Here is a 12091-nt window from a genome sequence, read left to right as displayed (position 1 = left end):
TTAAACTCCGTGCGTCCACAATCGCAAACTCCTCTATTACTAAGTCAATTTGTTGGTAAACATTGCGTCTCAGACAACTTCAAATCATTTTCTAAATTGGACCGAGCCGCTGTCTCTCGGGTCGGTTATTGTTTTGCGAGCGATGAGATCTCCTTCTTCATTAAAGCCCTCGATATCAAAAGGTGTGGAAATGGCCGATGGCAAAAACACGAACCAGATCATTTTTTCATTGCCTACGGTCGCCAGTTTAGCTTGATATGTACCATTATTCTGACTCTTGACAGTTACATTCTTGATCGAAGGATTCAGAATATCTCCAAAAACCATGGGAAAGGGGGTGGAGATATGATCTAGTTTAGGCATGCTCATATAGTTTAATGATGATTTTGATTGTAGAGATTCACTGATCCCGAATCCCCCGCCCCAAACCCACTTCCATCCCATCCATGTTTTTCGCACATACTCTACCTGAAGATTGCTGCTATCCGATTGATTATATCGTCTCATAAATAAAAGGATGCCCCCTTTAACAGGTTCTCGGTGAATGACTTCCATCGACGATGGACCTCTAAACCGTTCAACCGCTTTATCCGGGGTTTTCCCGAGTGGGATATGAAGGGTAACTTTTTGCCCCAGCGCGCGGGACATACGCCGATCCGATAATCCTCCAGGTCGTTCCATCATATAAATTATGGCGCAGAAGAGAATGGTAGAAAGTAACATCAATAAGGCAGTAATCCCAATGATTCGTTTGTGTTTGACTCGCATAATCCTGTTCCACCACCAAAAATGTTTTTATCATAATTCCTCTAAAAATCGAACAACGACTCCACCAATATACCATAATTTAAGTGTTGATAAGCCGTGTATGAGAAACCAGACGTTAAAATGGCCAGTGTATCTTAGAGGGATGAAACGCCCGGTTTACTCAACTCCAGCAGGGGAAACCCACTTTATGTCGAAGTTTGATGTGGGGGGTGCTTACATGCTAAAAACGTTGAAAGTCGAGCTCTTTAGCGATTCCAATCTGGACGATTTGCAAGAACAGGTTAATGAGTTCCTGCATAATATCCATCCTGATGATGTCAAGGATGTTAAGCTTTCGTCTGCCGACGGAACGTACGATATTTTGGTCATTTATAAAGAATAAAGAAAAGCACCGCTAAAGGTGCTTTTCTTTATGTCCAGGTATCACCGTATAATAGAGCATCTATAAGAAACAAACTATTCCGTTTTCTCAATCGTGGACACACCGATAAGAACGGAATTCGTGGTTCCTCCACCTACATTTTCAAATGAATAAAATGTTGCCGGCACTCCTCGCATCGTGACGTAATCGTCTTGCAGAATATCGCCGGTAGTGTGGGCGTAAAAACCGATAATGGAGTTATCGTTATCATCTACGATGTGTATTTCGGCAAGAGTAATGCCCTCGTCGATTTCCTCTTCAACGATATCAACAACGTATCCACTTACCTCGATCATCTGATCCAAGTAGGGACTCAGATTTTTGTTGAGGTGACGAGACGTGATATTGGGATCGACTTCTGCCTTCGCTCTCTTTTGAGCTTCGGGTGTAAGCGCTGGAAATAACTCATAATGCTTAACAAAATAGTTATAGGTGAGCTCGTCTAGAGCTGCGTCTTCAATTTCAATAGGGATCACATAAGCCATGATTTCAGCGAAAAGGTTTTCTTCGGTTAATCCCTCGACATTACTGCCAGCGTTAGCATTCGAGTCTTCCATCTGATTACTAACTTTAACGGTTTCGAACGAGTCCATGATGTTTTGGACACTTGCTTTTCCTCCATTATCGTAGGCTGTCTTGGAATAGGAAATGGAAAGCGTATAAAGCGCATTGCCGTTTGGGACAAAATATTGAGTCAGTATGACCTGGGCGTTGGACTCTCCATGAGTGTATTCCGATTCCAGGATTCCCGCCGCCTTTTCGGGAACGTCGATGTAGTTCAGTTTTTTGAAATTTTGTATTAATGGTCCCCCATCTCCATTGGTTAAACCTTGTACGGCAACATTAGCTGCTTCCTCGGGAGTAGCAGACGATTCCTCAATAACGACATTTAAATTATCAACAAAAGCTCCTTGGGGATTGGGGTTTACGAATGCCGCGACGACTTGAGGGACGTTAAGCTCTGCATCCTTCCATGTCGAAGGGTAGGAAAAGGAGAAATTCTCTCCCTTAAATGTTTGAGTTTTGTCAGGTTCTTCATTCGTCTCCGTATTTTCAGAGGCCGTGTTTGTTGCCGCTTCATTTTCGGATGGTGAAGGGGCGGATGAAGTTTCGGTTGTGTCTTTCCCTGAACTGCATGCAGTTAGCATGACCAATAACAACATGATGAACAGGGTGGATTTTGCCAGGCTTTTCATTTCTTCTTCTCTTTTCTTGAAGTCCCTATCGGCTAGGGGATTTGCTTGCACGGAAATTTTCCGCCGCTTGTTGTTAGCCTGTTAAAACAGGAATATTATAGAATAGTCTATCAGAACTAGGTATATATTTCTATATTTAATGCGAAAAGGTACGGATATTGTAGAATAATAGAAATTAATGGGAAAATAGAACTATTACCTGTGAACAGTAGCCTTTTCCATGTCTCACCATAGTGATCACTGGTGTACTTACAACTTTTTTATGTCCCCCTAATGAAGCTTTAAGGTTTCATTAAGCTGCAGATCATATGATGGAATCACCTCTTAACAATAGATTAGGAGCCCCTCTAATTCCGTGGTTAGAGGGGCTTCTCTTGTTTACATACCTTTTTGACCCGCTCGTGGTTTGATTGTTGCTATTTTTTTGGGATATGATAGACTAGTATTTTTTTAAGCCATACAAATGTTGTAAAGAGAGTAGGAGAGTTATGGAAGATTTCATCATGTGGTTGAAGTACTTGCTGCTGGGTATTGTGCAGGGGGTTACGGAGCCGATTCCGGTATCCTCCAGCGGTCATTTGATTGTCGCCCAGAGACTCATGGGCATGGAGCAGAATGGGCTGTCATTCGAAATGCTAACCAATGCGGCCTCGTTGATTGCGATTGCGTTTATCTATCGCAAGGATTTGCAGAGACTGATCGTGAACGGCCTAAATTATTTACGGACACGAAAACCGGAGTATAAATCCGACTTCTTGTTCATTCTGTATATTGTTGTAGGTACGATTCCGGCTGTCATTATTGGTCTGTTGTTCAAAGATCAGATCGAAGAAATATTTGCTTCTGTACATACGGTTGGTATTGCGCTGTTGTTCACGGGAGTCGCCCTTTGGCTGATAAGGAATCTTCGCGGCCGCAAGCTGGACAATGACCTGTCATTCAAGGACGCGCTTATCGTAGGTTTGGCCCAGGCTGTTGCGCTGATCCCGGGTATTAGCCGATCCGGCTCAACCGTTATTACGTCGATCGCTGTAGGGATGAAGCAGGAGACAGCGCTTCGGTTTTCCTTTATGCTCTATATCCCTATAAGCTTCGGCGGTATGGTGCTGGGTGTGTCGGATATCACATCGGATCCCGACTTTTCTTCGCTGCTAATTCCTTATCTGATCGCGTTCATTGCTACACTGATCTGTACCTATGTTGCGATGAAATGGCTCATGAATATCATGGCGCGCGGAAACCTGAAATATTTCGCCTATTATTGCTTTGTCGTCGGTATTTTGCTGCTTGTCTTCTTATAAGAATGGAGTATGGCTTCCCACAGGTTCTTGGAACTTGCGGGGGGCTTCTTTTCATATGATGGGAGAGGACAAGAGTCAGAATCTGATTGGATATAAGAAGAAGGTTTGAGGGGTAACTAAAAGGAGGGTGATTATGATGACAACAGTTCCATTTCAGTCCATCATTACAGCGGAGGAGGAGCTTCGGGACCTGTTCGGCGAGTCTAATCACGTGGTCAAACATAAAGCGATTGATCGATTGGATCATCACTGCAAAGACTTCATTGCCAAGAGTCCGCTGCTATTTATGGCTACTTCGGACGCATCCGGTTACTGCGATGCTTCGCCCAGGGGAGATGCACCGGGGTTTGTGCATGTGATGGATGAATCCTGTTTGGTTATTCCGGAACGGCCGGGAAATCGACGCTTTGATTCGCTGCGAAATATCCTGACCAACCCGAGGGTCGGCATCGTGTTTGTCATACCGGGTTTGAAGGAGACCCTGCGTGTTAACGGCAGTGCCGTCTTGGTAAGGGATGAAGAAATCCTGGATCGGCTTAGCGTGCAAGGCAAACGGCCATGGCTTGGCATTGGGGTCTCGGTTGAGGAATGCTATATGCACTGTGCAAAAGCCTTCATACGCTCGCAAGCATGGAATCCCGATTCCTGGATATCAGGCGAACAGCTGCCGAATCCGTCCAAGATCATTACGGATCATGTGAATCAAGATAGTGTGACGGAGGAGTCGGTTATTCGGGGATTACAGGATAGTTACAACAAGCGTCTCTATTGATATTCATTTATAATAAGTTTAGCGACGATGAGATATGACGGTCAGATTGAAGAAAGGGGACCAATAGCTTTGAAAACGACCAGAGAACAAATTTTAGACCGATTACATAAAGGAATACAGACGCAGGAGCGATTGATTGGCGTCGCGGCAGGAGCAGGAATCTCGGCAAAATATGCGGTTAAGGGCGGGGCTGATCTGATATTGGCCCTGAACTCGGGTCGTTTTCGGCAGATGGGACTCGGCTCCCTGGCGGGTTTCATGCCCTATGCGAACTGCAATGAAATGGTGATGGAATTCGGCTCGCGGGAGATTCTTTCGGTAGTCCGTGACATACCGGTAATCTTCGGCCTATGCGGCACAGATCCAACCATTCAACTCCCTGATTACTTGAAATACATCCGCGGCAGCGGTTTTGCTGGCATTATCAACTATCCGACTCTGGGACTGATTGATGGACAGTTCCGTGAAGCCTTGGAGGAAGAAGGCATTACCTATATGCAGGAGGTGGAGGCTATCCTGGCTGCTCATGAGCAAGATATGTTTACGATGGCCTTTGTTTTTACTCCGGAGCAGACGAAGTGGATGCTGGATGCGGGAGCTGATATCATCTGCGCCCATTTGGGGGTCACGGCGGGCGGGTTGATGGGCACCACGAAAGCATGGTCGCTGGAGAAGGGGGCGGAAATCGCCAGAGACATATTTGAAGTATGTGACGCTTCGGGCAGGCGGCCGATCAAGCTGGTGTATGGCGGCCCGGTCCATACGCCGATCGATGTTCAATATATGTATGACAACACATCAGCCATGGGTTACGTGGGCGGTTCGAGCTTTGAACGAACACCGACGGAGGAGGCCATCGTGGATGCAACACATCGTTTTAAGGCAACGGGCCATCTGGAGCAGGATCGGCAGCTGATGGAGAAGCTCTCGGGGCTCGAAGAGCCGATGGATTATGTTGCATTTGTGAAGGATTATGTTGCCGAGAATTACGGGGGCCCGATTTCAATGACCGAGCTGGCAAAGCGAATTCATGTTTCACGAACGCATCTGAGCGCGCTTTTTAACAGGGAAGTGGGGTGCAGCTTTCCGGAATATATAGCCAAGTACAGGATTCACAAATCGCAGGAAATCATGAAGCACAGCAGGCTGTCACTGGGCAGAATAGCCGAATTGGTAGGCTACCCTGACTATGTTCATTTCAGCAAAACCTTCAAGAAATACGCGGGAACTTCTCCTCAATCCTACCGTCAGCATTTGAAAGACAAATATACATAAAGATCGTACATCGATACGATCTTTTTTATTTGAAAGCGCTGTATTATGGTCTTGTAGGGATCCAATGCCGGACCTGTCAGGACGAGTGCAAGCGATCCTTTAGATGAGATATGGAGGAGGTCTGCACGGTGAAGACGGTAGCTATTGCGGGGACATTTGATTCGAAGGGTGCTGAGTTTTCATACGTTAAATCCGTCATCGAGAGCTTGGGGCTAAAGACGTTTACGATCCATAGCGGTGTGTTTGAACCGTTGTTCAAGCCGGATGTATCCAACGTCGAGGTTGCAGCGGAAGCTGGAGTAGATATACGCGAGATCGCGGCCCGGAAGGACCGGGCGGCAGGGACTGAAGCGTTGGCTCAAGGGATGGGAAAAATCGTACCGAGGCTGTATGCAGAGGGCAAATTCGACGCCATGCTGTCATTCGGCGGTACGGGAGGTACTTCGATCGTCACAGCAGGCATGAGGGCATTGCCGATCGGCGTTCCGAAACTGATGGTGTCCACGGTCGCATCCGGCAATACAGCGCCTTATGTGGGGACAAGTGATATTATCATGTTCCCGTCCATCGTGGATGTATCCGGACTGAACTCGTTTTCCACCAAAATATTCACGAACGCGGCACATGCGATCGCCGGTATGGTTCAGTTCGAATCGGCGCCCCCGGTGGATAAAAAGCCGCTGGTTGCAGCGACGATGTTTGGAGTCACGACGCCTTGCATCGATTATGCCAGGGCGCATCTGGAGCTGCATGGTTACGAAGTGCTTGTATTTCACGCAACAGGTACGGGCGGACAAACGATGGAAAGCCTTATTGAGGCCGGATATATAGACGGTGTGCTGGATTTGACGACAACGGAATGGTGCGATGAGCTGGTGGGCGGCGTTTTGGCGGCTGGTCCGCATCGGCTGGAAGCAGCCGGTCGCTGCAAGGTACCGCAGGTTGTATCGACCGGAGCGCTGGATATGGTCAATTTCGGTCCATATGAGACCGTGCCGGAGATATTCCGGGAACGGAATCTGTACAAGCATAACCCCTCGGTTACGTTGATGCGGACCACGGTTGGGGAGAACCGACAGCTTGGCGAGAAGATTGCAGAGAAGCTGAATGGTTCGCAAGGGCCTACGGTGCTGATGCTCCCTTTGAAGGGCGTATCGATGCTCGATGTAGAAGGGGAAGCATTCCATGGACCTGAAGAGGATAAGATGCTGTTTGATACTTTAAGACAACGCATAGATCGTAAGAACGTTGAGTTGATCGAGATGAATACGGACATTAATGACCAAGCTTTTGCCGTGGCTGCAGCCGATAAGCTGATGGAGCTGATGAAACGGCAGTGAGAAGGGGAAGCCAAACGCACCAAGTATTCATACTGAAGGAGGAACATATATCATGGCCATGCAAACAAGAACAGAAGTATTAGCAAAATTAAAATCAGAGGTAGCAGCGGGTAAGGTGTTATTGGGAGCGGGAGCAGGAACAGGGATTTCGGCCAAGAGCGCCGAAGCCGGCGGCGTAGACTTGATCATTATTTATAACTCGGGCCGTTACCGGATGGCGGGGCGCGGCTCGCTCGCAGGATTGATGGCGTACGGGGATGCGAATCAGATCGTGGTGGACATGGGGAATGAGGTGCTGCCGGTCGTTAAGCATACGCCGGTATTGGCGGGGGTTTGCGGCACGGACCCGTTCCGGATCATGGATATTTTTCTGAAGCAGCTTCAGGAGCAAGGCTTTGCGGGCGTGCAGAACTTTCCGACGGTGGGCTTGATTGACGGCGTATTCCGGGCGAATCTGGAAGAGACGGGCATGGGTTATGATCTTGAGGTTGAGATGATCCGGAAGGCTCATGAGCTGGGTATGGTGACCACCCCATATGTGTTTGATGTCGATCAAGCGAAGAAGATGGCCGAAGCCGGAGCCGATATTCTGGTTGCCCATATGGGACTTACCACCAAAGGTACCATAGGCGCGAAAACGGCACTGACGCTCGACGATTGCGTGGACAAGATTCAAGCGATCTGTGATGCGGGTAAAGCCGTCAACCCGGACATTATGATTCTGTGCCATGGCGGTCCGATTGCAGAACCTGAAGATGCGGCGTATGTATTGTCCAGAACCAAGGGCGTTGAGGGATTCTTCGGAGCCTCCAGTATCGAGCGTTTTGCCACAGAGGTTGGCATTAAGCAGCAGACAGAGGCATTTAAGAATATCTCCAAATAAAATGATAAGAAAAAGAATGATCGGAATCATAAGGAAAGAAAAAAGGCTCCCATGAAGGGAGTCTTTTTCATGTACAGTGGCTAGAGAAGATGGTCTAAACTCGTATATGGGTCCGAAAACAACGAACAGCAACCTCTCTAGCATCCTGCGGCTTATCCGCTGGTTCGCTTAATCATCATCCTTGTGCTTACTCTTGGATGCAGCTATAGCAAAGGCAATAATGATAAGCGGAATGAAGATGAACCAAGGGATCGTAATCGTCGTCCCCAATAGAATGGCAAGCAGCAACAATCCAACCATACCCATTATAATGTACAGGCAGCCTCTGCCGAACGTCTCCATTTTTCCATCAGCTCCTTAATACAAGGATAACGTAATGGACAAGATCCAAGTTTCACGAATCATGATAAAAAGGCAGAAGCCTTGCCCTTGCCATCACGCCCTTGCCGGTCACGCTGACAATGAATGAAGGTTTCCACCCAACCTCAGTGTAAAGTATGAAAAGCATACCAGATCAAGACTTCTTTTTATCGTTGTTCATCTTTTGCATTCATCTTATAGCCCTTCAGTGCGCTGAGATTAGCCCTGGAATTTCCAAGGGGTGGTTTCTGATCGCCAGGCTAGCCATATAGCTCCCAGTGTCTTGAACAGTTTTGACATGCCGATACCTCCATAGGGGTGATATTGTGTAATCGTATTAAAAAAAAAGCAATGCGTGGGTATTGTGTGCACTCGAATGTATCCGCTCTTTACTCCCGGAATGCCTCCCTTTGAATAGGGAAAGCAAACATGATAGTATCAGGAAGGAACCGGTGGATGAGGGGGCTTGATGGATTGTGGCTAACATTAAAGAGATTGCCAAGCTGGCAGGCGTATCGGTGTCAACGGTATCCCGGGTGCTGAACAATCATCCCTATGTCAAGGAAGATAAGCGGACACGCGTGTTGGAGACCATGAAACAGTTGAAATACGCCCGGAATATGAACGCGGTTCATCTGATTACAGGGAAAACGATGAGTATTGCTATCATGCTGCCGTTTATTAATCATGCCTACTTCTCCTTGCTGATGGAGGGAGCCGGCCAAGAAGCGCTTGCCGCTAGCTATCGCCTAATCCTGTGCCAAACCGGGTATGCCCCGGATAAGGAAGTGGAAGTGCTGGAGATGCTGCGTAACCGTGAGATTGACGGCATTATTATTTTATCATCAGCCGTAACTCCGAAACAGATCGAGGCCTATTGTGCTTATGGACCGATTGTATGCTGTCAGGATGCGGGTGAACGATTATTTTCTTCTATATATATAAACCATGCTGAGGCATTTCGCAGTGCCATGCAATTTTTGATAAAGCGGGGGCATCGACGCATCGGCTTCACGGTGGGAAGACTGGACAGTCCGAGCACGAGAGCACGCCAAGTGGCATATAAAGAAGTCCTTAAAGAGATCGGAGAGCCTTACCGCCAGGAATGGATTTTGGATGGCTGTATCGATCTGGAAGACGGTGCGGCAATCATGGATCGGCTGTCCGCTATGGAGGAACGTCCAAGTAGTTTATTGGTAACGGGTGACCATGTGGCCGCGGGTTTGATTTATGAAGCCGAGAAGAGAGGACTGTCCATTCCGCAAGAGCTCGCTGTCATTGGCTTCGATAACCAACCGATCGGAAAAATGCTGGGTCTCACCACGATTGATAACCGACTCTTTGATATGGGTTCGGAGGCCTTCAAGATGCTGTATGCGCATATTCAAGGGGAGCGGAAAGAGCCGATTCGCAAGGAGCTTGCCTTCGAGCTGATCGAACGTTCATCGGTATAATGGCTCCGTAGCCAAGTTCTAACAAACGGATTACAAAGTTCGACAATTATGATATTCTTATTTATGCAAGTTCCATGTTTCACAACGTTAACGTCTGCAGCTGCCTGCAGGCGTTCTATTCTGTATTGTAGAAGGAAAGGAGCATAACCAAGTGGATGCCCTTGAACAGTTTAAAAAAGCTTCCCGAATCAAAGTGATTCCCGTTATGCTGATTCCGGTTGCTTTAGGAGCACTCGGGGCTTATGTATGGACGGGTGAATTTCATATCGGCCTCTTTTTATTGACCTTGATCGGGAGCGGCGCTGCCCATTTGTTCTCCAATATGGTGAATGATTTGTGGGATTATAAGAACGGAACGGACACGGAAGCGCAGGAGCATGTAGATGCGATCTCCACGAACTCCGGTTTTCTTACGAAGGGCGTCTGGTCGCTCCGTAAATTCGAGATCGTTACCTGGACGCTGTTCGGGATTGCGGCGCTGAGCGGCATTATCCTTAGTTTGATCAGCGGTTGGTGGGCCTTCATCTTTGGCGGACTCGGCGGGCTGATCGCTTATTTCTATGTCGCACCGCCGATTCAATTCGGATACCGCGGCAAGGGTTTCAGCGAGCTTGCGATTTTGCTATCCTTTGGTATTTTACCGGTGATGGGCGCATACTACGTTCAAACCTCACATATGGATGTTCGGGCGCTGCTGCTGTCACTGCCCATTGGGCTGCTGACAACGCTGATTTTGTTTAATCATCACTTTTTGCATTGGCAGGCGGATCGTCAGGCCGGGAAGAAGACCCTGGTAGTGGTATGGGGTGAAAAAAGAGCGTTGAGCTTCTCGAGAGTTCTGCTGCTGCTGGCCTGCTTGTCTTTGATAGCCTGCGTATTGGCCGGGGCGCTCCCGCCGTACGCATTGATTGCACTGCTTACGCTGATTCCGTTGTATCTTGTCTATGGAAGACTGAAGGACAACAACCGTTCCGAAGCGTATTTACCGCTGATGGGTGCGTCAACGATGACCACCATGCGCTGCGGCGGCGTGCTGATCCTGTCATTGATCATTCAAGGAATCATTCAGACTTTGTAAGGAAGAAGGGGAATTAGATGGAACAACAACGCGTTTTTGGTGATTTTCACTCTATCCTGTCCGAGACCGGGACTTGGAAGATCGGCGGTTTTCCGCTGCCGGACGGTTCATTCTGGGAATATCGCGAGCCGAATGCAGTCGTGATCGTCCGCAACGGAATCCTGTACGTGCGGGCACCGCTCAGCCGCCAGAATGATCAAATCCAAATTCTCGATAATGCCAAGCATATGTATTATTCCAACGAAGAGGTGGAGGTACCGGAATCCGGTGAAGTCACGTTCGAGCTGCAAATTCGGGCACGCACCCAGGGTACGGTTCCCGGCGACTTGTACGACGGCTACGTATCGTTGAATCTGCTTGATTTCAGCACGGGTGCAGCCCTGGACTTTTTTGCTTCGAACGACAAGTATGCCAGCGTGTATGCCGTCCTGCCGTTCCCGGGCGTGCAGGTGCCGGAATCGGACAAGACCCGTTACTTCTGCATTTTCAAAGAGGAAGATACGCATTTTACACCGCGGGAATTCAACACGTACAAAATTACGTATAACCGTGCCGAGGACGAAGCGATCTTCTACGTGAACGGCGAAGAGATCCGCCGGGAGAAAAACATCCCGATCAAGTTTAATAAGTTCACCATCGCTTTGGGCATCATGACCGAAAAAGACCTTACGCCACAGGGCAGCGTATCCGTGCATGGGCAAACCGTCATTGCCGAATACTCTCCCGTGACGGTAACGATAAAAGAGTAGTGCTTATATGGTACAAAAAAGATCATGCCCATCTGTGGGCATGATCTTTTTTGTGAGCGAGGGACGAGCCGAAGCAGTGCTCGTAGAAGCCGTATCGGGGAAAGCTGCAAGCCTCCGACAGGCCAAGGAGCTAGCCGAGCAAGCCTGGGAGTCCAGAGGATTCACAGCATGCCCGGCAGTAAATGAGTCTGACCCGTGTAGAACAGGTCAGACTATCGACCCGAGCCGACAAGCCTGTGAGTCCTAAGAGAATTCACAGCATGTCCGGCAGTAAATGAGTCTGACCGTGTAGAAGAGGTCAGACTCTCAAGCGGAGCTGGCAAGCCTGTGAGTCCAGAGGATTCACAGCATGCCCGGCAGTAAATGAGTCTGACCCGTGTAGAACAGGTCAGACTATCGACCCGAGCCGACAAGCCTGTGAGTCCAGAGGATTCACAGCATGTCCGGCAGTAAATGAGTCTGACCGTGTAGAAGAGGTCAGACTCTCAACCCGA

At 48.4% G+C, this 12091-nt stretch carries 12 protein-coding genes; 9 read left to right on the top strand and 3 right to left on the bottom strand.

All coding sequences use genetic code 11. The features are described 5' to 3' along the window. Positions 1-84: 84 nt before the first annotated feature. Positions 85-768 (bottom strand): hypothetical protein, encoded by a 684-nt coding sequence (locus MKY82_RS28040; protein WP_220683969.1) that lies wholly within the window; start codon positions 766-768, stop codon positions 85-87. Positions 769-985: 217 nt separating this feature from the next. Between MKY82_RS28040 and MKY82_RS28035 the strand changes: the two genes are divergently transcribed. After that, positions 986-1150: a sporulation protein Cse60 gene (locus MKY82_RS28035; protein ID WP_194544434.1), complete on the top strand. Its 165-nt coding sequence runs from the start codon at positions 986-988 to the stop codon at positions 1148-1150. A gap of 74 nt (positions 1151-1224) precedes the next feature. Here MKY82_RS28035 and MKY82_RS28030 read toward each other — a convergent pair whose 3' ends face one another. Beyond that, positions 1225-2385, bottom strand: a complete 1161-nt coding sequence (locus MKY82_RS28030; RefSeq protein ID WP_339294840.1) for a hypothetical protein — start codon at positions 2383-2385, stop codon at positions 1225-1227. A gap of 488 nt (positions 2386-2873) precedes the next feature. Here MKY82_RS28030 and MKY82_RS28025 point away from each other — a divergent pair, with 488 nt between their 5' ends. The 5 genes from MKY82_RS28025 to MKY82_RS28005 all read left to right on the top strand — a co-directional run bounded on the left by MKY82_RS28025 (position 2874) and on the right by MKY82_RS28005 (position 7956). Continuing rightward, complete coding sequence (locus MKY82_RS28025; protein ID WP_220683971.1) at positions 2874-3686, top strand: undecaprenyl-diphosphate phosphatase; 813 nt, start codon at positions 2874-2876, stop codon at positions 3684-3686. Between the two features lie 136 nt (positions 3687-3822). Next, positions 3823-4458, top strand: coding sequence for a pyridoxamine 5'-phosphate oxidase family protein (locus MKY82_RS28020; RefSeq protein ID WP_194544945.1), 636 nt, complete (start codon positions 3823-3825; stop codon positions 4456-4458). A 69-nt stretch (positions 4459-4527) separates the two neighbouring features. Beyond that, positions 4528-5733, top strand: a complete 1206-nt coding sequence (locus MKY82_RS28015) for a phosphoenolpyruvate hydrolase family protein (RefSeq protein WP_220683972.1) — start codon at positions 4528-4530, stop codon at positions 5731-5733. Positions 5734-5861: 128 nt separating this feature from the next. Beyond that, positions 5862-7073: a Tm-1-like ATP-binding domain-containing protein gene (locus MKY82_RS28010; RefSeq protein WP_339294839.1), complete on the top strand. Its 1212-nt coding sequence runs from the start codon at positions 5862-5864 to the stop codon at positions 7071-7073. Between the two features lie 52 nt (positions 7074-7125). Then, positions 7126-7956 carry a phosphoenolpyruvate hydrolase family protein gene (locus tag MKY82_RS28005; RefSeq protein ID WP_220683974.1) on the top strand — a complete coding sequence of 277 codons (831 nt, stop codon included), beginning with the start codon at positions 7126-7128 and terminating at the stop codon, positions 7954-7956. A 168-nt stretch (positions 7957-8124) separates the two neighbouring features. On the opposite strand, the gene MKY82_RS28000 is transcribed toward MKY82_RS28005, so the two are convergent. Then, positions 8125-8298, bottom strand: coding sequence for a hypothetical protein (locus MKY82_RS28000; RefSeq protein WP_181469942.1), 174 nt, complete (start codon positions 8296-8298; stop codon positions 8125-8127). Between the two features lie 494 nt (positions 8299-8792). Between MKY82_RS28000 and MKY82_RS27995 the strand changes: the two genes are divergently transcribed. From MKY82_RS27995 to MKY82_RS27985, 3 genes are all read left to right on the top strand, one after another. Beyond that, positions 8793-9770 (top strand): LacI family DNA-binding transcriptional regulator, encoded by a 978-nt coding sequence (locus MKY82_RS27995; RefSeq protein ID WP_113061457.1) that lies wholly within the window; start codon positions 8793-8795, stop codon positions 9768-9770. A 151-nt stretch (positions 9771-9921) separates the two neighbouring features. Next, positions 9922-10848 carry a prenyltransferase gene (locus MKY82_RS27990; protein ID WP_339294838.1) on the top strand — a complete coding sequence of 309 codons (927 nt, stop codon included), beginning with the start codon at positions 9922-9924 and terminating at the stop codon, positions 10846-10848. A gap of 17 nt (positions 10849-10865) precedes the next feature. Further along, on the top strand, positions 10866-11597 hold the full coding sequence (locus tag MKY82_RS27985) for a DUF6081 family protein (RefSeq protein ID WP_127593381.1): 732 nt from the start codon (positions 10866-10868) through the stop codon (positions 11595-11597). Positions 11598-12091 lie beyond the last annotated feature (494 nt).

The sequence above is a fragment of the Paenibacillus sp. FSL W7-1279 genome (assembly GCF_037969845.1).
GTDB lineage: Bacteria > Bacillota > Bacilli > Paenibacillales > Paenibacillaceae > Paenibacillus_AQ.
Note: the sequence above shows the minus strand (reverse complement) of the source record. Positions and strands in the feature narration are given on the sequence as shown.